The following is a 21,354-nucleotide window of genomic DNA, read 5'->3' on the forward strand; positions in this document are numbered from 1 at the left end:
CCTCTACCTGGAGCCCGTCTGTGAACGTCACTGTCTTCGGCGCGTCCGGCATGATCGGACACGGCGTACTGCGCGCCTGTCTCCTCGACCCAGCTGTCACGCGGGTCCAGGTGGTCGCCCGCAGCCCGCTCGGCATCAGCCATCCCAAGCTGCAGGAAGTCATCCACCAGGACTTCACTGACCTGTCCCCCATCACCGGGCAACTGGCCGGTCAGGACGCCTGCTTCTACTGTCTCGGCGTCTCCTCCGCCGGCCGCGGCGAGGCCGAGTACACCCGCATCACCTACGACTACACGCTCGCCGCCGCACGTGCCGTCGCCGCGTCCAACCCGGCAGTGACCTTCACGTACGTCTCGGGAGAGGGCACCGACAGCAGCGAACAGGGCCGGGTCATGTGGGCCCGCGTCAAGGGCCGCACCGAGAACGCCCTGCTGGCCATGCCGATGAACGCGTACATGTTCCGTCCCGGCTACATCCACCCCCGCAACGGAGCGGTTTCCAGGACACCGTCGTACCGCGTCCTCTACACCCTCACCTCATGGCTCTACCCACTGCTGCACCGTCTCTCCCCCGGGCACACGACGACCACCGAGCACATCGGCCGTGCCATGCTCGCCGTCACCCGACCCGGAGTGGTCGAGCAGCGGATCCTGTACAGCCGGGACATCAACCGCCTGGGCGGTGAGAGCGGGGCCTCCGCGACAAAGTCAGCCTGACCCGGGCGACGGCCTTGGGCGGTCACGGCCGGCACGGGCTGGCGTCACACTCCCATGGGCACCGCTCGTGGGCAGGTCCGGAGCTCCACGCAACGGGGTGGACAGTCACGCGACCCGAATCTAATTGACAGGTGTATATTGGCGCTGTAGCGCGTGATGGCTGTGGGCTGCGGCGGTCAGCCGGTCCGGCGTCCCGGCGTCCTCGTCGCCGGCCACGACACCGCGGTCCTCCCGGCCAGCGGGCGAAAGTGCGTATCTCACCTCCACCGGAACGACCATTACACCGGAACGACCATGAGTCGCTTCAGCTCCCAAGACCCGGGATCACAGGCTCAGGCCAGGGCGTTCCTCCAGCCGCCGCCACCGGCCGGTAACGCGACCATGGTGCTGGACACCGACATGCGGTTCATCGGATGGAGCCCGGAGGCCGAGAAAATGCTGGGCTACCGCCCAGCCGAGGTTCTGGGTCAACCTGCCGGCCTGATCTTGGGAGCCCCGACCGGCACCCGTCCCCGCATCACCGGCGACAGCCTGCCGCAGAAGCCCGTGGTGTGCTCGGTGCGCCACCGTAGCGGCGATCAGGTGTCCGTGGCCCTGTCCGCCAGCCCGCTGTCCCACAGCAAGGACGGGGCAGCATGGTGTGTCACGGTGACGGACGCGGAGCTGTTGCACCGACAATCCGTCGAGCACGCCATGCTCACCGGGATCAAAAGCCAGTCACCCCTTCTACTGATCCTCTACGACACCTCCGGCAGGGTCCGCTGGTTCAACAGCGCCACGGAGAAGCAGTTCGGGATGACGCTCGCGGAGTGCTGCGGAAGATACGCAAGCGACCTCGTTCCTGAGGGCCGACTGTTCAACGAAGACGGCCTGCTCCCGATGGCCGTGGAAGAGATCGTTCAACAGGTCGTACGGACCGGAGAACCCGCAGTCGATCTCCGCTATGAGGCTCGTACGCGCCTCGTCCCGTCTCGTCAGGAGGCGTGGTCCTGCTCGTTCTTCAGGCTGCAAGACGACAGCGGAGAGCCGGTCGGGGTGTGCGAGACCAGCGTCAACGTCACCGACAGACATCTGGCTCAGCAGCGCCTGGCGCTACTGAGCCGCGCGAGCGGAAGCATCGTCAGGAGCCTCGACATCCGGCACACCGCGGGTTACTTGGTAGAGCTCGTGGTCCCCGAATTCGCGGACGTCGCTACCGTGGACCTGCTGGAACCGGTACTGAACGGACATGAGCCCGAGCCGGTTCCCGGCCGTAACGTGCCCCCCGTACTGCGCCGGGTAGCGCCTCCTTCCGACCCGACGGCCCTGGGCAACGTGGAAGCCGATGGCCTTGCCGCCGAGCGCCTGAGCTGCCTGAGGGACGCGGCAGCGGTCGCCGATCCGGCCGCCGGCACACTCATCGTTCCCTTGCAGGCCCGCGGGGTTGTCCTGGGCGTGGCCACCTTTGTGCGGGACGAATCCCGCACCCCTTTCGACCGTGAGGAGATCGCTCTCGCCGATGAACTTGTCTCCCGTACTGCGATCTGCGTGGACAACGTCCGCCGTTACGTCCTCGAGCGCGCGACTGCCCTGACGTTGCAACATGATCTTCTTCCCCGCGCTCTCCTCCCGCCGCACGGTATTGAAGTCGGGTACCGGTACCTGCCCGCAGCGGGCCCCGTCGGCGTCGGAGGGGACTGGTACGACCTGATCCCGCTCTCGGGAACACGCGTAGGACTGGTAGTGGGAGATGTCGTGGGGCACGGTATGCGGGCGGCCGCAACCATGGGGCGCCTCCGCACAACGGTCGCCGCGCTCGCAGCCCTCGACCTCGCGCCGGACGAACTGCTCGCCCGCCTGGACAACGTGGTCACCCGCGTCGGTAACCCACAGCCGACGGACTTCGAGGACGAAGACCAGGCACTGGGCGTGACCTGTCTGTACGCGATCTACGATCCGATCTCCCGGCACTGCGTCATGGCTCGCGCAGGCCACGTGCCTCCGGTGCTGGCCACTGCCGACGGAAACGCCGAACTGGTCGATCTTCCCGCGGGACCACCGCTGGGCGTGGGTGGTCTGCCCTTCGAAAGCACCGACATCGAATTGCCCGAGAGGAGCGTGCTCGCCTTGTTCACCGACGGACTCGTCGAGAACCGCACAGAGGATATCGACGCCGGGATACACGCCCTCTGCGGCGCGCTTTCGCGGCCCGTGGACGGCCCGCTGGACGAGACCTGCGACGCCGTCGTCCGCACACTGCTGCCCCAGGCGCCCGAGGACGACGCGGCCCTCATGCTGATCCGCGCCGATGCTCTTGCCGAAGACCTGGTGGCGACATGGGACCTTGACACAGAAGCCGGGGAAGTCGCCCGGGCCCGATCACTGGCCGGCGACCAATTGCTCGAGTGGGGTATCGACGAGGCCGCCCGCTTCGTCGCCGAGCTCGTCGTCAGCGAACTGGTCACCAATGCCATCCGGTATGGCGGTGCCCCGGTCCGACTTCGACTCATCCGCATGCACAGCCTCATCATCGAGGTCTCGGACGGCGGCCTCACCTCCCCCCACCTACGGCAGGCAGCGGCCGAAGACGAGGGAGGCCGGGGCCTGTTCCTGGTCGCGCAGCTGACCCAGCGCTGGGGGACTCGCTACTCGCCACCAGGCAAGACGATCTGGACCGAGGTCTCTGCCAACGGCGCCGAAGGTGCCGAGCACCTGCGCGGCTGACGCGTCCTTGGTTCTGCCGGCGGGCAGGGCCTGGCGGCCGCCGTCGGGCCTGCCGGGTCTGGCCTCGCGGGTGAGGTGTCGTCGCTGGATTCGAGTGATCTCCGTGAATTACGGTAGTGCTCGCCTGGAGGAGAGAGCGCCATGGCCGATGTGCCGGGTGGAGTCGGGCTGATCGATCGGCACGACTTGGTCGCGACCCTGGATCTCGCCGCACGGCAGCGAGTGACGATCATCTCGGCGCCCGCGGGCAGCGGGAAAACGTCTGTGTTGCGTGCCTGGGCCGCTCAGTCGGGTCAGCAGCGCCGCATCGCGTTCGTCTCGGTCCGGGGCGGCCAGAACGACGCGCAGTTGTTCTGGCTCGATCTGATCGGCGCGATCCGTGGTGCTCTGGACGAGGGGGCGGAGCCGCCGGCTGCGTCGCCGGACTTCGACGGCACTGCCATGGTGGACCGGGTGCTCTCAGAGCTCGCCGCGACCGACGATCCCGTAACGCTGATCATCGACGATCTTCATTGGCTCAGTTCGCCGGACACCCTGGAACAACTTGGGTCGCTCCTGACCCACCTGCCCCGCCGTGCTCACGCGATCCTCGCCACCCGCCGCGATCTTCCCCTCGGGCTGCACCGGCTACGTCTCACGGGAGAGCTCGTCGAGATCCGCGGCCCACGACTGCGCTTCACCGAGGCCGAGACTCGTGCGTTGCTCGTGGCGTCCGGCTTGGACCTCCCCGACCACCTCACCGCGACACTGCATGAACGGACCGAGGGCTGGGCCGCCGGCCTGCGGCTCGCGGCACTCTCCCTTGCCGGCCACCCGGATCCTGAGCGCTTCGTCGCCGAATTCTCGGGCAGCGAGCGCACGGTCGCCGAGTACCTCATGGCCGAAATGCTGGAGCGGCAGCCCAAGGACGTCCAGCGAATGCTGCTGCGCACTTCAGTGCTGGACCGCGTCAACGGCGACCTCGCGGATCTGTTGACCGACTCCACCGGCTCGGAGCGGATCCTGCTGGAACTGGAGGACGCGAACGCCTTCGTCATGTCCCTCGACCCGCAACGGAGCTGGTTCCGCTACCACCACCTGTTCGGCGGGCTCCTGAGGCTGGAACTGCGCCGGTCGCAACCCGAGGAAGTACCTGACCTGCACAGACTCGCCGCTCATTGGTTGGCGGAGCGAGCCCGCATCACCGATGCCGTCCGGCATCTGCAGGCCGCGGGTGACTGGTCCGAGGCCGCCCAGCTGCTCACCGACCATGCCCTGAGCCTGACACTCGACGGCCAGGCGGACACCATCCAGGCGCTGCTGCGTTCCTTCCCCACCAGGACGAACGAGAGCGAGCTGGCACTGGCGCAGGCGATCGCCGATCTCGACCGGCTCCGTCTGGAGGAGGCGTCCGCCCATCTGGAGATCGCGCGGAACTATGCCAAGACCATGCCGCCGGAGCGCTGCGGCCGCCTGACCGTGGCGATCGCCTCCCTTGAGTTGCTGCTGGCCCGACTGCGCGGTCATTTCGACGGCGTGTTCGAGCAGCTGGAGGCGCTACCGACGCCCGCGACGGGCTGGACCAACGCCGACATCGCCCTCGGGAGCGATCTGCGTGCCATCGCGCTGCTCAATCGCGGCGTCACCGAAGCGTGGTTGCTGCGGTTGTCCGACAGCGAGCGTCATCTTGAGGAGGGCGCCGCTCTCGCCCGTGCCATCGAGCGGCCCTATCTGGAGGTCGCCTGCCTTGCCCATCTCGGTTTCGCGGCCACGATCCACTCCTTCTCCCTGGCCCGGCAACGCTGCGAGGAGGCGATCGCAGTGGCCGCGCGGCATGGCTGGGACGACCAGCTCGTCATCGCGCCCGCGCTGGCGACACTCGCCGGGGCCAAGATCTGGATGGGTGAGTTCGACGACGGCGAACACTGGTTGGACCGCGCCACGCAGGCAGGCCGGTCGGGCGTCGAACCAGGTATCCGACTGGTGGTGCATCTGGTCACCGGCGTGATGCACGCGGCGCGCGGTCACCTCGACCGGGCGTTGGCGGAGTTCGAAGCGGCCACGCAGGTCAACGCCCGGATGGTCGGGGAGCACGCGCTGTCGGCCCGGGTGGCGTCCTGGACCATCGCGACGCAGGCCCGACTCGGGAGGTCCGACCGGGCCCTGGCGGGGCTCGCGGCGCTCACCGACCGGCAGCGGGCCAGGGGCGAGATCCGCAACGCGCTCGCGACGCTCCGTCTGGCTGAGCATGATCCCGCCGGTGCCCGGAGCGCGCTCGCACCCGTGCTGGATGGAACCGCGCCTGTAAACCCTCATCTCACACTGATCGAAGCTCACCTCCTGGACGCCCTCGCCCACCGTGAGTTGGGCGGGGAACGCGCGGCAGGAGCGTCCGTCGAGCGGGCACTCGAACTCGCCGAGCCGGACGCACTGGTCCTCCCCTTCGCCATGACCGGTGCGTGGGAGCTGCTGGAAACGCTGCCGCTGGGAGGGAGCGCGCACCAGGCGCTGATCACCCGCATCCTCGAAGCCGTCCACGGCGCCGCCGTCTCCGTCGACACGGTCCAGGCCCAGGCCGCGCCGCTCAGCCCGAGTGAACTGCGCGTGCTGCGCTACCTGCCGACCAACCTCACACGGCAGGAGATCGCCGACGAACTGTCGGTCTCGCTGAACACCGTCAGCACCCACATGCGCAAGATCTACACCAAGCTCGGTGTCACCGACCGCTCCGCCGCCGTGCAGCGCGGCCGTGCCCTGCGCCTCCTGTCGGCCGGCAGGGTCTGAGCCCCGAGCCGGGCGCCCCGGCTCCGGCATCACCGCACCCGTGTCCCGCCCACGCGACTGCCCGACCACGATAGGCAGGCAGCCTGCTAATATTTACGTCAGGCAGCCTGCTTAAATTTTCGCCACGCGGGGCCGAGTCTTCCGCAAGTTGACGGGGAGTCGCATGGATGACATAGGCAGTACGGGGCCGGCACGGAACCGCGGGTCAGTCGGCACGGGCCGGAGACCGTTCGACCCTCGCTTCGTCACGCCGCTGTATGCGGGTGCCGCACTCAACCCGGTGAACAGTTCCATGATCGCCACAGCGCTGGTGCCCATCGCGGCCGCGATGGGCACAGGCGTGGGCCAGACGGCGGTTTTGATCTCGAGCCTGTACTTGACCAGCGCGATAGCGCAGCCTGCCGCAGGACGCCTCGCTGAGGAGTTCGGCGCCCGGCGGGTGTTCGTGGCCGGCACCACCGTCGTGCTCGTAGCGGGAATTCTTGGCGGCTTCGCATGGGGCATGACCCCTTTGATCATCGCCCGTGTACTGATTGGCGCCGGCACTTCCGCCTGCTACCCCTCCGCGATGCTGCTGATCCGGCAGCACGCGGCGGCAGCCGGGATGAAGGAGCCACCCAGCAGCGTTCTCGGCGGCCTGGCGGTCGCCGGTGCCGCGACCGTGGCGGTCGGTCCAGCAGTGGGTGGCCTCCTCATTGGCTGGCTCGGCTGGAGAACCGCGTTCCTGATCAACGTTCCCGCCGCACTCATCGCTCTGGCCATGGCTCTGAGGTGGATCGCCAAGGACCCGGACCGCACACAAGGGCGCTCCCTGCGTACCACTGCCCAGCGTCTCGACCTGCCGGGCATGGTCACCTTCGCCGGCGCCTTGACCACGCTGCTGATCTTTCTTGATGGCTTGCCGCAGCCGAACTGGATCCTCCTGGGCGTGACCGTTGTCCTGGCGGGCGTGCTTGTCGGCTGGGAGCTCAAGGCGGTCAATCCGTTCCTCGACGTTCGCCTACTGGCCTCGAACCCCGCGTTGACCAGAACCTACCTGCGCAACGGCCTGACCCTGCTGGGCACATACGTGATCCTCTACGGGCTGACCCAGTGGCTCCAGGCCGCACGTGGCCTGACGAGCTTTCAGGCGGGTCTGATCCTCATTCCGATGGGAGCCCTGTCCGCCGTCACGGCACGGATTGCCTCCCGCAGTAGCGCAGTCAGAGGCTGGCTCATCGCTTCCGCTGCTTTGTTGCTGGTGGGAGCCGTTGCCACCTTGCCACTGACCACCGGAAGTCCGATTGTCGCCTTGGTCGCCGTCACGGCCCTGTTCGGCCTCACCTCGGGTGCGAGCACCGTCGCAAACCAGACCGTCCTGTACCGAAAGGCGCCGGCCTCGACCATCGGGACCGCGTCAGGGCTACTCCGTACCTTCGGATACGTCGGCTCCATCGCCTCGGCAGCCGTCACCGGCATCGCATTCCGCGACCGTGTCGACGACGCAGGCTTGCACCACATCTCGTGGGCCCTCGTCGTCATTGGTTCCCTCGCCCTTCTGATGACGGTGATCGACCGTCACCTGGCCGACGCCGCAGGTAAAGGATCCGCTGGTCGCCGGCGACGGCCGACGGCGTCTGCCGATGCTTCCCAAGGTGCCACCGACGAAGTCGCCTGAGCCGCAGCGTGTTGGACAGAGACCTACTCGTACGAGACAACCTCACCGAACGGAGCGGACGGCCGGCCATCGGGCCGGCGGCATCAGGCCCTCATGAGGGGCTGTCAGCGATCCGGTTCATGAGAGCGGCGGCCTTGAGCAGCGTCTTGCGTTCATCTGCCCGAAGCCGCGTCCGCAGCGTTTCCTCAAGCCACGCTTCCCGGGCCGCAGGCATTGTGGCAACCAACGCCCGCCCCTTGGCAGTGGCGTCGATGAGCGTCTTACGTCGGTCGCTGGGATCCTCGCCGGCCGTTACCAGTCCGCCCGCGCGTAGGACCGCGAGTGTCTCCGCCATTGACTGGCGACGTACATGTTCTGCGGCCGCGAGTGCACTTGTCGTCGTCGGACCTTCGTCGACCACACGCGCCAAGGTACTGATCTGTGACCAGGTCCACCGCATGTCCTCGGGTGCCGATTCGGTACGCAACCGGGCACGCAGGCGAACCATCGCCTTCATCAACTCGACGGCGATCTCTGCTTCCGGTGTCGGTGTACTGCCCACGCGGCAAGAGTAGCTGGTGGGCAGGCTGCCTGCCATTCTCGCTGCTGAGTGTCCTCGTCGGCGGGCCGGAAGAACCTCCAGGGCTCCGGCGTGTGTTGCAGTACACGCCGGAGCCCTGGACGAAGGGTGTTGTGGGGAAACCGCAGGCGCGCAGAATCAGCGCGAGCCCCGCACGAGCTTGATGATCTCCTCGGTGGTGCCCGTCTCGCCCAGCATCGGGAAGATCCGCTCGACAGCGTTGTGGTGCGCCTCGGCGTTGAGGTCGGTCATGGCGTCGGTGGCCAGGGCCACGTTGTAGCCAAGCGCGTATGCGGAGCGTGCGGTGGACTCGACTCCGATGCTCGTCGCGATTCCGGCCAGAACGACCTGAGTCACCTTCCGCGACTGCAAGTAGCTGTACAGGTCGGTGCCGGGGAAGGCATCCCATGTCGTCTTGGTGACGACGTGATCGCCGGCCTCGGCCTTCATCTGCGGAACCAGTTCGGTCCAGTTGGGCGCCAGCGCCCGCGAGGACGGGGGAAGCTCATTGCGTCCCGGGGCGCCGCCTGCGACGTTGATCAGTACGACCGGCAGTCCCTGCGAGCGGAAGGCGGCGACCAGCTCAGCCGCGCGGTCGACGATTTCATGGGCGGGGTGCACGGTCGGCAGCCCCACAGTGCCTTCCTGAAGGTCGACAACCAGGAGCGCGGTCCGCGCGTCGAGGGCGGTCAGAGACATGCCACAACCTTTCGGAGTCAGATCGTTGGAAGTCGGCGGTGTGCATTTCGTACGGAATCCGATGCCCCCGACCGAGCGTGATCGGCTCGCGGACGCAGCTGAGTCACGCGGGCAGCCTGCCCGGATCAACCGGCTCGTGGCGCCCTGCCGGGTCTGCGCGGCCTCCTCGGGCCAACCAGATATTTAAGCAGGCTACCTGACGAAAAGATTAGCAGGCTGGCTGCCTATTTTTGATGCCATGCAGGGTGAGGCACGTCACCGGCGGTGGTGTCCTTACTGGAACACGAACACGAGGCTGGAGCGGCGATACTCCGCTGCGGTGCCCCGCCCGGCGAGACGCCAGACCAGGGCAAGGACCGCGAAGAGCACGGCGGCGCTGACCGAGAAGGCGAAGCCGTCCGAACCACCGGCTTCGGGGATGAACGCGCCCAACGGGACCAGAGCGAGAATCTGCACGAGCAGGACCGTCCGGCCGCGGGCGTCCTCGCGGCCGTGCAGATCGTGGTACAGGCTGCCGTTGAGCCAGGCGATCCAGATCAGCGTGAAAACGGCGCCGAACTCCACGAGTCCACGCCATGTCACGTGTTCGGACAGGTGATGGGCGGCCTGTTGCACCAGCACGACCACGACCAGGTCGTAGAACAGCTCAAGGGGCTGACGGTGCGTTCGAGCGGCTGCTCACCGTGCGGGCGCGGCGGCTGCCACAGCCGCCGGCTCAGCCGCGTCCAGGGCCCTGGGAATCGGGCCCGGCGGGCGAGGGCACGGTTCAGGGTTGGGTCGGCCGGGTGTCGGTCCAGTTGACCATCAGGCGGCGCTCGGCGAACAGCCACTCCCCGTCCTGCTTGACCATGGTGTCGAGGTAGCGGATCGAGGCGATCATCATCGTTCGTGACCCGTCCTCGGCCTCCGTGAGGTGGTGGGCGAGGCAGTAGGTCTCCCCGGTCGCGCGGTCGCCTTCCAGCTCGATCGTGCTCTGGCCGTTGAAGTGCATGGTCGCGGCGTAGGCGTTGAGTGCGTCGAAGACGGGTGCCAGCGCCTCACGGTCATGCAGTTCCTGAGTGGGCTCGCGGTCCCGGGCGTCCATGTACACCACGAAGTGGGTGTCCTCGGTGAACAGGGCCATCTGACCCTTGGCGTCGCGCTGGTCGGCGCAGCGCGCGTAAGCGTCGATCAGCTCGCGGATGGCGAGGCGGTCGGCGGCCTCCGCTCCGGTGATGGGCGCGTGGATACTCATGGCGGCACTCTCTCTTCAGGCCGCAGTGCCATCGGCACACAACGGCGTTCAAACACCACTTGACGTGCGGGCCCGGACAGCCCATGCAACATCGCGAGCCGTGCCCGTGTTCACACTGGCCGCCGGACAGGTGATTGGTCGTCACCGGATTCCGGTGATTCACCTGACCGCCCTCGTCACGGATGCTCGGACGTGACCCGGCCGGCCTTGCTTGGTGGCTGAGGGCTATCCACCGACCGGATTCGTCTCGGACACCAGCCGCCCTACGAATCAGGCCACAGCAACCGACGCGGTGTGGCCGTGGTGGATCGGTCCGTTGGTCTGCGTGAGGGGTAGGGCGGTGCCTCCGCGGTGTTCGGCGACGAGTTCCGCTGCGATGGCCACGGCCGTCTCCTCGGGGTGTGGGCACCGAGGTCGAGACCGATGGGCGAGCGCAGGCGCGCCAGTTCCCTTTCGGTCAGGCCGACTTGGCGAAAGGTAGCGGGGCGGCCAGTCGACGACGATCTCGTCGGCGTCGGGGAACCGGGCACGGGTGGCGAACAGCGGGCGTGCGTCGCAGATCGTCACCTGGAAGCCCAGGAGCTTGCCGAGCGTCGCCACCGCGGCCACGTAGTCGATCGCGCCGCAGATGAGGAGCCTCGGCTTGGTCGCGCACGACTGGATGAAGACGTGCTTGCCGGGACGGCAGCGGGCCGACCGGATGCCGGTCGTGCCGAGGTCCGGCATGGCTCTCGCGTGTCCGACCACCTCGGCGTCGAGATCGGCCAGGCCAGTGGTGCCGTGGACGCGCTCGGGCCAGACGGCGAGGGTCGCGCCCGCGCCGTCGAGAAGACGTGCCACGGCTACCGGAGACGCGTCGAAGGCCGCCTCGACGACCTGCGGTGAGGGTGCGGGCTGCACGAACACCTCGATGGTGCCGCCGCAGGTCAGGCCCACGGCGAATGCGGTGTCGCCGCAGTAGCCGAAGCTCTCGCGCACCGCCACGCCGGTCTCCATGACCTCGTGGCACAACTCGTACACCGCGCCCTCGACGCAGCCGCCCGACACACTGCCCACCGCCTCGCCGTCCTGGGCGACGGCCATGGCCGCACCGGGCTGTCGCGGGCCCTAGGGCCTGTTGCGAAAGTGGCCTCTGCCGCGCGACGCCCGGCACGCACTCTCGGCGCACCGCCCGAAAGCCCGAGTACCCCAGTACGAGGGCTTCCGGGCGGCACGCCGAGAGCACGCACCGGACGCCGCGCGGCCGCCCTCCGGGCGACGAGGCCACTTTCGCAACAGGCCCTAGACGAGTTTGTCGGGGGTGATCGGGAGTTCGCGGATTCGTCTGCCGGTCGCGTGGAAGACGGCATCGGCGACAGCCGCGTCTACGCCGGTGGCGGCGATCTCGCCGATGCCCTTGCCGCCGATCGGGCCGGCGTGCTCGTCGACCTCGTCGATGAACCCGACGTCGATGTCGGACGGGATGTCGGCGTTGACGGGCAGCGCGACCCCGGCGAGGTTCTTGGACAGCCAGCGGCCCAGACGCTCTTCGTGGCGACTGGCTTCCATCGTCGCCTTGCCCCAGCCCCACACGATGCCGCCGACGATCTGCGCGCGCGCAGTGCGCGGGTTGACGATCCGTCCGACGCTGTAGCGGCCGACGGCGCGGCGCAGCCGCAGGATCCCCAGGTCGGGGTCGAACCCGACCTCCACGAAGATCGCGCCGAAGGTGTGCAGCGCGTACTCGCTGTCCTGCGGCGTGAACGAGCCGGCACCTACCAGCTCCTGAGCGCCGACTGCTCGCATCGCCACCGCCAGGGCATCGGCTCCCGGCGCCTCTCGCAGTTCCTGCCCGGAGCGCTCGCGCAGTTTTGCCAGAACGTCCTTGGCGGCGTTCATCACGGCGGCGCCGACACCCATGGTCGACGACGACCCGAAGGTCGGGCCGGCTTCCGGAAGCTCGGTGTCGCCGATCTCGCACCGCACCTGGTCGGGCTTGAGCCCCAGCACGTCACACGCGACCTGAGTCATGATCGTCACGATGCCGGTGCCGATGTCCTGCGTGCCGGACTGGACCACCGCCCGGCCGTCCGCCAGCAGGCGCACGTGCGCGCTGGAGGCGAACCGATACGTGCCCATGGCGCAGTCGGCCATGCCCTGGCCCACAACCCACGGTCCGTCGCGCTCGGGCTCGTTCGGACGTCGGCGCCAGCCGAACGCGCGTGCGCCCTGCTCGTAACACTCGCGCAGCTTCTTCGACGACCACGGCTGCCCGGTGAACGGATGCACGTCGGCGTAGTTGGCCAGGCGCAGGTCGATCGGGTCGATCCGCAACTGCGCCGCGAGCTCGTTCATGGCGCTTCCCAGCGCCCACAGCCCGGCCCCTTCGACCGGTGCCCGCATCGCCGTACCCAGGTTGATGTTGGCGCGCTGGACGCGCTGGCTCACCCGGATCGCCGGTGCCGCATACGTCGTCCGGGACGCCTGGGTGGCGTACTCGACGAAGTCGTCGTCCACCGATGTCACGTTGACCGACTCGTGCTCGATCGCCGCAAGGCGCCCGCTGTCCGCGGCTGCCAGAGTCACGGTCTGCACCATCTGCGGCTGGTAGGGGATGATGCTGTACATCTGCGCCCGCGACAGGGCGATCCGCACGGGGCGACCGCTGACCCGTGCCGCCACCGCGGCGATGATCTGGTGGGGCCAGACAGTCCCCTTGCAACCGAAGGCGCCTCCGGTGTGCGGCGAGCGCACACGCACCTGCTCCGGCGCGAGGTCGAACAGCGCGCACATCACCACGCGTACGCCGTAGGACCACTGGGTCGCGTCGACCAGGGTCAGCGTGTCGTCGCGCCATTCGGCGAGCGTTGCCGAGGTCTCCATCGGGTTGTGGTGACGCGAAGGCGATACGTAGGTCCCCGTGTGACGCGCCTGCGCTCCGGCGACCGCCCCCTCGACATCGCCGCGCTCGGCATCCGGCGCGTCGAACAGGTATCCGCTCTCGCGCGGTATCACGGCGCCGGCGCGTTCCCCGCTCGGGTGGGCCGCGAACGGCGCCGACTCGATGTCCGGGCGCACCAGTGACGCAGCGTACTCGGCGGCTTCGAGCGACTGCGCCAGCACGACCGCGATCGGCTCACCCTCGTAGTGGATCTCGTCATCGAGCATCGGCACGCGTGCCGAGGACGCCGGCGGCACCGGAGGAACGCCGAGCTTCGGCATCTCGGCATGCGTGAGTACGTACGTCACGCCGGGCACCGCCAGCGCGTCATCGGCGTCGATCCCGCGTACCCGTCCCGCCGGGACCGGCGCGCCGACCAGAACGCCGTAGAGCATGCCTTCGGCCACGTGGTCCGCCGCATACAGCGCAGCACCGGTCACCTTGGCGAAACCGTCCTGCCGCAGCAGCCCGGCCCCTGATCCCACGCTGTTCATGGCCGCACTCCCGCCGCCGTCATCAGCGCACGCCGCGCGGCGCCGCGGGCGATCGCCAGTTTGTAGGCGCTGCCCGCGACAGGTCGGGCCTGAGCGAGCGCCGCTTCGATCGCGCTGGTCACAGCGTCGTCATCGGGCGCGAGGCCCACGACCCGGCGCTCGGCCTCAGCCAGGCGCCAGGGGCGCATCGCGACCGACCCCAACGCGATCCTCGCGCTGTCGATCACGCCGTCGTCGCGGAGCCGCAACGCCACCGCCGCCGACACGATCGCGTACTCGTACGACTCGCGCTCGCGCACCTTGACGTAGGCCGAACACGGTGCGGGAGCGTCCAGCTCGATCGCCTCGACCAGCTCACCAGGTTCGAGCACCGTGTCGCGGTCGACACCGTCGGCCGGCAGCACGTGGAACTCCGTCACCGCGATGCGCCGCCCGCCGGTGGCGGTGCGCGTCACCACGTGTGCGTCCAGCGCGGCGAGTGCCACAGCCGGGTCGGAGGGCTGAGTGGCGATGCAGTCGTCCGTCCAGCCGAACAGCGCGTGACGGTCGTCGTGGCCCTCCCGGGCCGCACATCCCGAGCCCGGTACGCGCCGGTTGCACGGCACCGGCTCTTCCGAGCGGAAGTACGCGCACCTCGTCTTCTGGAGCAGGTTGGCGCCGATCGTCGCGAGGTTGCGCAGCTGGGCCGAGGCCGACTTGTGGATCGCCATCCTGAGCACCGGCCAGTCCCGGGCGACGCTCGGGTGGGCCGCGACGTCGTTGAGGCGGACGAGGGTACCGATGCGCAGTCCGCCGCCGGGCAGCGGCTCGATCCGGTCGAGGCCGGGAACGCGGGAGATGTCGACCACGCGGTCAGCGTCGGTGATGCCGAGGCGCAACCAGTTGAGCAGCTCGGTCCCGCCGGCGAGTACGGCGGTCCCCGGGTCGTGCGCCGCGTCCAGGGCCTCGTCGAGGGTCGTGGCGCGGGCGTAGGTGAGCGGGATCATCAGCTCGGAATCCTCTCGTTCTCGGACGCCGCGGCGGCCTGGACCGCTTCCACGATCTGCGGGTACGAGCTGCACCGGCAGATGTTCCCGCTCATCCACTCGCGGATCTCGTGCTCGTCGGTCGTGTGGCCCTCCGCGATGCAGGCGACAGCGGAGATCACCTGGCCGGGTGTGCAGAACCCGCACTGGAACGCGTCGCAGTCGATGAACGCGCGCTGGACCGGGTGCAACTGCTCACCGTCGGAAAGACCCTCTACCGTCACGACCTCGCGCCCATCCACGGCCGCCGCAAGCACGAGGCACCCGTTCACGCGGCGGCCGTCGAGCAGCACCGTGCACGCGCCGCACTCGCCGTGGTTGCAGCCCTTCTTCGCGCCGGTCAGCCCGACGTGCTCGCGCAGCAGATCGAGCAGCGAGGTCCGCGCGTCAATCGCCTCCAGGTGCGTGTCGATGTCATTGATGCGAAGACGAAGATCGATGCGGTCGGTGAATTTCAGATCGCTCATCGGACATCACCCAACGGAACCGGTACCGCACGTACGGTGTTCGAGCATCTCATGGCCCACTCCGTTGTCTCGATGGAGGAACTGCGGGGCGGTGCCGAGGCGGGCCCACACTTGTTGACTCCGGAGGTGCCGGCCAGGACCCAGCCGCGCAGGGCCGGGATACGCGGGCTGCCCGACCGGGTTCAGGGTCGCGGCCGGGCAGGTGAAAGGTCGTCACCGGATTCAGGTGATTTTGGTGCGCGGTGCACCTTGACGGGTTCCGCATCGCCGGCGGTGAGGGAACGGCGGTCACCGGTCCGGCGCGTTCAGCGCCACGTTCCCGACAGGCGCCGGGTGACGACGGCACTGAGCGTGCGCACGCCCCGTGTCGAGCCAGGGTCGATACCCGTGAGCTCGCGGACCCGGCGCAGGCGGTAGTCCAGGGTGCGGGTGTGGACGTTGAGCGCGGTCGCCGTGGCGCCGCGGTGCATGTCGTGGCGGTAGTACGCGTCGAGGGTGGCGAGGAGGTCGGGGCCGGCCTCCAGGCGCCGGGCCACCGTGCGGAGCCAGTCGTCGACGAACGGCACGTCCGCCACGGCGAGTTCGACGAACACGTCTGCCAGGGTGTGCGGCCGCAGCCGGGCGGACGGCCGGCGCAGCGGGGCTGCCCGACTGATCCGCCGGGCGCGGTCGAGAGCGTCGGCCAGCTCCGGCAGCGGTGCGGTGGCCGTGCCGACGGCGCAGGGGCGGTCGAGGGCGCGCGCGAAATCTCGTACGAGATCCGGCAGGTGGTCGGGGATGAGGTCGGGAACAGCGTGCGGCGGTGCACTATCCGCCGCCGCGGCGTCGGAGAACGGGGGAATCAGGGCGATCAGCTCACCGCTTCCGTCGCCGCCCTCCGGTCCCCACATGACCGGCACCTGGTGGCTCTTCACCAGCGCCGCGATCTCGTTTTCCAGGAAACGATCGACGGTGGGCCGGTCCGGGAGCCGGAACACCGTCACCGCGCAGTGATCCGGCAGTTCCATGTCGACGGCCGCGGCGAGTTCCACCGAAATCGGATCTCCGCTCAGTAATGACCGGGCCAGCAGTGCGACCTGCTCGGTATACGGAATTCGGCGGCGCAGTACGCGCACGAATCCCTGGCGGTAGGCGCCGATGCCGCGTTCGCCCTGCGGTGCGAACCAGGTCATCATGCGCATGAGTTCGTCGACACCGCCCCCGCGCTGGACCTCGGTCGCCTCGTTGATCTCACGCAGCATGAGCGCGGTGTGCACGCGCAGCACCCGCTGCCGCGCGTCGAGCGACATCCCGGCACCAGCCCGCAGCTCCCCCATCGACGCGATGTAGCCGAGATCGTCTCCGCTCAACTCGCTGTTGTCCGGGGACAGTTCGACGGTACGACGCCGGAACCACATCGAGTATTCCAGCGTCTCGGCCCGCGCCCGGGCGTCCTTGTCCAGGAACCCGAACTCCGGGATCTCACGTGCGTATGTCTCGACCTCACGGCGGGCGTTGGTCGACGCCTGCCGGGCCAGCTCGGCGAAGAGGCTCCCCATGAACGCGAGCATGGCATTCAGGACGAACGGCCGACAGAGGAGATCCGGACGGCGTTCATCACTCCGCACAAAACGGCGGCAAGTATATCGACAGGGCTTTTGTCACAGTGCGCAAAATTCCCGGATCGGGGCGTTCTCGTCAACCCTTCTGCTTGTGAAGGAGCTGTGAAACGGCCTTAATGAGAACCGCACACGCGCCCGCAGGGGGAACATCGCCGGAAACATTCCGGCGCGACTCCGGCATGACTGCGGTAATCAGTGCGGGCGGGAACAGCGGAATTCTCAGCCACGCGCCTCGAATGGCGCTCGCTCAAACGGGAGGGAAACTCAGATGAAAGCAGGCACGAGAAAGAGAATCATGGCGGCGGTCGCGGTCGTGGTCACGTCGACGGCGCTCATGATCGGCACGCCGGGCACCGGCTCGGCCGCCCCTGCCGCCACGCCCAGCCTGCGCGCGTTCGGGATCAGCGGCGACGGCACCCTGATGGCCACCTTCTGGACCGACCAGCCGCAGGTCCTCGGCTGGGTCAGGGTCATCGCCGGCCTCAGCGGCGACGCGGGCCTGGTCGGCATCGACTTCCGACCGCAGGACGGCCTGATGTACGGCGTCGGCAACAAGGGCGGCATCTACACGATCAAGACCCCGCCGGCCACCACGGACGTCGTGGTCACCAAGGTGTCCCAGCTCCAGTACGCGCTGCACGGCACGAACTTCGGCGTCGACTTCAACCCGGCGGCCGACCGCTTGCGCGTGATCAGCGACAACGGCCAGAACCTGCGGCACAACCTCAACGACCACAGCACCATCCAGGACCTGAACCTCTCCACTCCGCCGATCGAGGGCACGACGAAGGGTGTCTCGGCCGCCGCCTACACGAACAACGACCTCAACGCGGCCACCGCGACCACGCTGGTCGACATCAACACGACCACCGATCAGGTCGTTCTCCAGTCCCCGGCGAACAACGGCACGCTCGCCCCGACCGGCAGCCTCGGCATCGACGCCGGGATCAACGCCGGCATGGACATCTACAGCACCCTGTCCGGCGGAAAGACGGTCGACAACGCCGCCTTCGCGACCCTCACCCCGTACGGCGCCGGCACCCCCTCGCTGTACAGCATCAACGTCTTCACCGGCCAGGCGACCTCCATCGGCCAGTTCCCGCTGAACATCACGGACCTGGCCATCTCCCTCACCGGATCCTGATCCCCAGCCGTCGACCGACCCTCGCCGCGGCCCGGTCACCACCGGACCGCGGCGAACCGGCGCCACCGTCGTGGTGCGGCGCGTCCACCACAGCCGCGCGTTGGAGTGCCGCATCCGGGACTGGGCGCTCGCGTCACGTTGCCGATGCGGTGCTGCCGGGAGCGGTGCCGACGGGACTGCCCGGAGGTGTGGCGGCGGATCCCGGCCTCCCGGAGCCGCTACGGACGCTGCGCCGGACCAAAGCCCGCCGCCGAGCAGGCCGCCACACCCCGCCCCGCGATCGAGCGCCGTCGGGCGACCCACTCTGACGGGCCGGTGCCTCAACGGAAGACGTCGGCATTCTCCGCAGCCCACTGCCGGAACGGTCTGGCCGGGGAGCCGGTGACCCGTGAAACCGTCTCGCGCACCGCCAGCAGCTCGTCATTGACGTCTCCGCCCGTGACGTCGAGCACCGCGTCCGCGGCCTCGTCCCCGAAGACCGCGGCCATCTGAGCGTGGGCCTCCTGCCGGCTGATCTCGACGAAGGGCACATCCCGCCCGAGTGCTGCCGCGATGGCCTCGACCTGCTGTCGGGCCGTCATCGGCTCTGGACCGGTCAGGGCATACGTCCGCCCCTGGTGGCCGGGCTCGGTCAGCGCCACCCGCGCCACCGACGCGATGTCCGCAGGGTGGATCGTGGGCAGCCCGGTGTCCGCATACGGCGCACGGACCGCCTCACGGGCGCGGATCGACGCCGCCCACATCACAGTGTTCGAGGCGAACTGCGTCGGCCGCAGGATCGTCCAGGCCATGCCGCTTTCCTTGAGCAGCCGCTCGACAGCCAGGTTCTCGCCGGCGGGGCCCAGGTGCGGGTGGGTCTGGACGGTAATGGACGACACCAGCACAACGTGCTCCACACCCGCCGACCGGGCGGCTTCGAGGATGTCGGCATCGGGCCCCAGCCGCGACACGAGGAACAGTGAGCGCACCCCCTCCAGAGCGGGCTTCAATGACTCCGGCTCGGCGAAGTCACCCTCAACGACCTCGACCCCCTCGGGGAACGTGGCCCGTGTGGCGTCACGGGTGAGCGCTCTCAACGGCCCCGCAACACCCGCGTGCACCTCTCTCAGCAGTGCACTTCCTATGTTTCCGGTGGCTCCGGTCACAAGGATCACGAGCGCGTTCTCCTGCCGTCAGATGATCAACTCAAGGAGACGCTAGAAGCTCAATCGCACTTCAGGTCAACCCGTCCGGGTACCTGGAGTCACCCCATGGGCGCGAAGTCGAGCAGGGTGAGGGCCGAATGGGCCGGTCGTCCCTCCGTGGAGGGCATCGTGCTGAGATTGCGCAGCATGTCGTTGCGCCGCCGCAGGGCCCGAGCCGTGGTGGGGAAGAGGGTGGCGCCGCCCTCGCCGATCTGCCGCTGGTTCATGGTCACAAACTCACGGGTGCTGTGTTCGTAGGCGGCGAAGCCCGCGGCGGCGTCCCGGTCGGCCAGGGAACCGGCGAGCATGTACTGAAGATCGGCCGCGCGGGGAGGCCGACGCCTCCCCGACTCGTTACGGGCTGGTTGGTTCCTGGCGCTCCACAGCCCGCAGCCGATCTCGCCGCCCTCCTGAGCTTCGCCAGCCACCGCAACCACTGACCCGCCGTGCGCGCGAAGGCGTGGCCTCAGGCGGAAGTCCACCATCGCGACTACCTGATGGTGATCTCGGGTGGCGAGGTCGCCTGCCGCCGCGCGGACGGGCACCGTTGCAGGCAGGTCGATTCCCGCGCCCTGCCTCGCCCATCGGCGGGCGGGCGCGGGCCCGACCAGGTGACGCCGGAGGGCGGGCTCCCCCTCAGACCTGGCGAAGGCTCAGCGTCAGCACCAGGCTCAGCCCGCTTCCGGGCGCTGTGCGACAAAAACGAACTCCCGGCCCGGCCGGTCAGGAGCGTCACGCACACCGTCGACCACATACCCCTGCGCGAGCAGCTGCGACTCGACCTCGTTGCGCTCACGGAAGCGCAACGTCGAATCCGACGTCAGCACTTGCCCGTCCGCAGCGAAGACATAGGTCCAACGGAACGTCACCAGCGGCCAACTTACGTCGGTCACCTCGACCCAGCTCTCGACGGCGCCAACACCCGGGATCTCCTTCACGCGGTACGAATCCTTCCGGTTCCACTCCTCCCAGGCTCGCCTGGCCGGATCCCGCGTCTCGAACACAAGGCGCCCGCCTGGTCGGAGTGATTCGTACGCCCTCCGCAGAGTCTCCTGCCAGATTTTCGGATCCACGATGGCCTGAGCGACGTTCGCCGTCATGGTCGCCAGATCGACCCGCAGCGGCGGGAGTGCCGACACGTCACCGCAGATCCACCGCACCCGTTCACTGCCCGGCTTGCCCTCGGCTACTTCAATCGACGCCTCGGCGGGGTCGACCCCGACAACCTCGATCCCGCGATCAGCCAAGAGAAGGGCGAACACCCCTGTCCCACAGCCGATGTCCAGCACTCGACGTGCTCCGAACTCTTCCGCCATGCGCACGTACGCATCGAGATCGCTGCGATCAGGATCGAGCGGGTCATAGATCGCGGCGAGCCGTGGATGCCCGAAGCACTCGTCAGCCATGCAGTCGAGGGTATGCGGCACCAACTCCGCTCCTCCACGCGTTGGCCTTCCATTGCTACGACGTCGAACTGGGCCCCCGGGTGGCTTTTGCTCCTGCTGTGATGAGGAGTTCCGCGGTCTCAGGGTGGGGGCCGTTGTTCGCCCAGTCCAACGGTGACCAGCCCGTTCCGTAATCTTCACGAAGGTTCGGGTCGGCTCCGTGCGTCAACAGTTCCCGCACTGTCTCGGTGTGTCCCCAGCAAGCGGCTGCGCACAACGGGGTGCCTTCCGAGCCGACTCCCTTGCTCTCAGTATCGGGAGAGGCACCCGCCTTCATGAGCAAGCGTGCAACCTCGGCTTCTCCCTGCACACACGCCAGATATAGAGGGGTGGTGCCGTCGCTGTTCCCTCGCTCTGGGTTCGCTCCCACCCGCAGAAGCGCCTTCACGCGTGCGGGGTCGGCTGCCAGAATTGCCTCGAAGAGATGACGGGAGAGCTTCTTTTGCCGTCGGTGTTTCATGGTCCGCGAGGCTAGCGACGGTGGACGCGATGCATCCACTCATATCCAGTCGTTGAGGACTGCGACCAGCACGGTCGCCTCGTAGCGGACGGCGAGCTTGTCAGATCTCGTGACACGGCCCGGTGGCACTTGGGGCGGTTGATCCCGCACTCGACGGCATGCCGCCAGGCCCGAAGAATCGGCGTCCGCGCCGAGGACGAACAGCACCGCGCCTGGGGCCGAGCCGTCTCCGAGCCGCATCCGTCCGGCACGGGCGTCAAGCCTCTCCGGTCGCCGTTCTGAC

17 protein-coding genes and 1 pseudogene are annotated in these 21,354 nt (G+C 68.5%); 5 read left to right on the plus strand and 13 right to left on the minus strand.

Going from position 1 to position 21,354, the window contains the following annotated elements:
* The first annotated feature begins 20 nt into the window (after nucleotides 1–20).
* From I2W78_RS00370 to I2W78_RS00385, 4 genes are all read left to right on the plus strand, one after another.
* Nucleotides 21–716 (plus strand): epimerase, encoded by a 696-nt coding sequence (locus I2W78_RS00370; protein WP_196455903.1) that lies wholly within the window; start codon nucleotides 21–23, stop codon nucleotides 714–716.
* 381 nt (nucleotides 717–1,097) lie between these two features.
* Nucleotides 1,098–3,419 (plus strand): SpoIIE family protein phosphatase, encoded by a 2,322-nt coding sequence (locus tag I2W78_RS00375; RefSeq protein WP_196455905.1) that lies wholly within the window; start codon nucleotides 1,098–1,100, stop codon nucleotides 3,417–3,419.
* A 141-nt stretch (nucleotides 3,420–3,560) separates the two neighbouring features.
* On the plus strand, nucleotides 3,561–6,182 hold the full coding sequence (locus I2W78_RS00380) for a LuxR C-terminal-related transcriptional regulator (protein ID WP_196455907.1): 2,622 nt from the start codon (nucleotides 3,561–3,563) through the stop codon (nucleotides 6,180–6,182).
* Between the two features lie 163 nt (nucleotides 6,183–6,345).
* Nucleotides 6,346–7,839, plus strand: coding sequence for an MFS transporter (locus I2W78_RS00385; protein ID WP_196455909.1), 1,494 nt, complete (start codon nucleotides 6,346–6,348; stop codon nucleotides 7,837–7,839).
* 91 nt (nucleotides 7,840–7,930) lie between these two features.
* Here the strand turns inward: I2W78_RS00385 and I2W78_RS00390 are convergent, their stop codons facing one another.
* The 9 genes from I2W78_RS00390 to I2W78_RS00430 form a co-directional block, all read right to left on the minus strand.
* Nucleotides 7,931–8,380, minus strand: a complete 450-nt coding sequence (locus tag I2W78_RS00390; RefSeq protein WP_196455911.1) for a MarR family winged helix-turn-helix transcriptional regulator — start codon at nucleotides 8,378–8,380, stop codon at nucleotides 7,931–7,933.
* 156 nt (nucleotides 8,381–8,536) lie between these two features.
* The gene (locus I2W78_RS00395) at nucleotides 8,537–9,097 is read right to left on the minus strand and encodes an isochorismatase family cysteine hydrolase (RefSeq protein WP_196455913.1); all 561 of its coding nucleotides are present in this window, start codon (nucleotides 9,095–9,097) and stop codon (nucleotides 8,537–8,539) included.
* A gap of 273 nt (nucleotides 9,098–9,370) precedes the next feature.
* On the minus strand, nucleotides 9,371–9,724 hold the full coding sequence (locus I2W78_RS00400; protein ID WP_307783564.1) for a low temperature requirement protein A: 354 nt from the start codon (nucleotides 9,722–9,724) through the stop codon (nucleotides 9,371–9,373).
* Between the two features lie 139 nt (nucleotides 9,725–9,863).
* A complete protein-coding gene (locus I2W78_RS00405) occupies nucleotides 9,864–10,331 on the minus strand; it encodes a nuclear transport factor 2 family protein (RefSeq protein ID WP_196455915.1) in 468 nt (155 codons plus the stop codon).
* A gap of 270 nt (nucleotides 10,332–10,601) precedes the next feature.
* Nucleotides 10,602–11,414, minus strand: coding sequence for an XdhC family protein (locus tag I2W78_RS41315; protein WP_196464331.1), 813 nt, complete (start codon nucleotides 11,412–11,414; stop codon nucleotides 10,602–10,604).
* Nucleotides 11,415–11,612: 198 nt separating this feature from the next.
* On the minus strand, nucleotides 11,613–13,691 hold the full coding sequence (locus I2W78_RS00415) for a xanthine dehydrogenase family protein molybdopterin-binding subunit (protein WP_196455917.1): 2,079 nt from the start codon (nucleotides 13,689–13,691) through the stop codon (nucleotides 11,613–11,615).
* Between the two features lie 50 nt (nucleotides 13,692–13,741).
* A complete protein-coding gene (locus tag I2W78_RS00420; protein ID WP_196455919.1) occupies nucleotides 13,742–14,731 on the minus strand; it encodes an FAD binding domain-containing protein in 990 nt (329 codons plus the stop codon).
* A complete protein-coding gene (locus I2W78_RS00425; protein WP_196455921.1) occupies nucleotides 14,731–15,237 on the minus strand; it encodes a (2Fe-2S)-binding protein in 507 nt (168 codons plus the stop codon). The genes I2W78_RS00420 and I2W78_RS00425 overlap by 1 nt, the downstream gene beginning before the upstream one ends.
* 305 nt (nucleotides 15,238–15,542) lie before the next feature.
* Nucleotides 15,543–16,775, minus strand: coding sequence for a PucR family transcriptional regulator (locus tag I2W78_RS00430; protein ID WP_196455923.1), 1,233 nt, complete (start codon nucleotides 16,773–16,775; stop codon nucleotides 15,543–15,545).
* 358 nt (nucleotides 16,776–17,133) lie between these two features.
* Here I2W78_RS00430 and I2W78_RS00435 point away from each other — a divergent pair, with 358 nt between their 5' ends.
* The gene (locus tag I2W78_RS00435; protein ID WP_196455925.1) at nucleotides 17,134–17,982 is read left to right on the plus strand and encodes a DUF4394 domain-containing protein; all 849 of its coding nucleotides are present in this window, start codon (nucleotides 17,134–17,136) and stop codon (nucleotides 17,980–17,982) included.
* Between the two features lie 320 nt (nucleotides 17,983–18,302).
* On the opposite strand, the gene I2W78_RS00440 is transcribed toward I2W78_RS00435, so the two are convergent.
* The 4 genes and pseudogenes from I2W78_RS00440 to I2W78_RS00455 all read right to left on the minus strand — a co-directional run bounded on the left by I2W78_RS00440 (nucleotide 18,303) and on the right by I2W78_RS00455 (nucleotide 21,071).
* Nucleotides 18,303–19,136, minus strand: a complete 834-nt coding sequence (locus I2W78_RS00440; RefSeq protein WP_196455927.1) for an NAD(P)H-binding protein — start codon at nucleotides 19,134–19,136, stop codon at nucleotides 18,303–18,305.
* Between the two features lie 89 nt (nucleotides 19,137–19,225).
* Nucleotides 19,226–19,477: pseudogene (locus I2W78_RS00445) on the minus strand (FAD-dependent oxidoreductase); the annotation flags it as partial.
* Nucleotides 19,478–19,837: 360 nt separating this feature from the next.
* Nucleotides 19,838–20,572, minus strand: coding sequence for a class I SAM-dependent methyltransferase (locus tag I2W78_RS00450; protein ID WP_196455929.1), 735 nt, complete (start codon nucleotides 20,570–20,572; stop codon nucleotides 19,838–19,840).
* Between the two features lie 55 nt (nucleotides 20,573–20,627).
* Nucleotides 20,628–21,071 (minus strand): ankyrin repeat domain-containing protein, encoded by a 444-nt coding sequence (locus I2W78_RS00455; RefSeq protein WP_196455931.1) that lies wholly within the window; start codon nucleotides 21,069–21,071, stop codon nucleotides 20,628–20,630.
* Nucleotides 21,072–21,354: the final 283 nt, after the last annotated feature.

The organism is Streptomyces spinoverrucosus, from assembly GCF_015712165.1.
Lineage (GTDB): Bacteria > Actinomycetota > Actinomycetes > Streptomycetales > Streptomycetaceae > Streptomyces > Streptomyces spinoverrucosus_A.

Coding starts and splice junctions, on each gene's coding strand:
- I2W78_RS00380 (WP_196455907.1), top strand. CDS start 3,561: ATGGCCGATGTGCCGGGTGGAGTCGGGCTGATCGATCGGCACGACTTG.
- I2W78_RS00420 (WP_196455919.1), bottom strand. CDS start 14,731: ATGATCCCGCTCACCTACGCCCGCGCCACGACCCTCGACGAGGCCCTG.
- I2W78_RS41315 (WP_196464331.1), bottom strand. CDS start 11,414: ATGGCCGTCGCCCAGGACGGCGAGGCGGTGGGCAGTGTGTCGGGCGGC.
- I2W78_RS00425 (WP_196455921.1), bottom strand. CDS start 15,237: ATGAGCGATCTGAAATTCACCGACCGCATCGATCTTCGTCTTCGCATC.
- I2W78_RS00455 (WP_196455931.1), bottom strand. CDS start 21,071: ATGAAACACCGACGGCAAAAGAAGCTCTCCCGTCATCTCTTCGAGGCA.
- I2W78_RS00435 (WP_196455925.1), top strand. CDS start 17,134: ATGGCGGCGGTCGCGGTCGTGGTCACGTCGACGGCGCTCATGATCGGC.
- I2W78_RS00405 (WP_196455915.1), bottom strand. CDS start 10,331: ATGAGTATCCACGCGCCCATCACCGGAGCGGAGGCCGCCGACCGCCTC.
- I2W78_RS00395 (WP_196455913.1), bottom strand. CDS start 9,097: ATGTCTCTGACCGCCCTCGACGCGCGGACCGCGCTCCTGGTTGTCGAC.
- I2W78_RS00430 (WP_196455923.1), bottom strand. CDS start 16,775: ATGGGGAGCCTCTTCGCCGAGCTGGCCCGGCAGGCGTCGACCAACGCC.
- I2W78_RS00385 (WP_196455909.1), top strand. CDS start 6,346: ATGGATGACATAGGCAGTACGGGGCCGGCACGGAACCGCGGGTCAGTC.
- I2W78_RS00375 (WP_196455905.1), top strand. CDS start 1,098: ATGGTGCTGGACACCGACATGCGGTTCATCGGATGGAGCCCGGAGGCC.
- I2W78_RS00450 (WP_196455929.1), bottom strand. CDS start 20,572: ATGGCTGACGAGTGCTTCGGGCATCCACGGCTCGCCGCGATCTATGAC.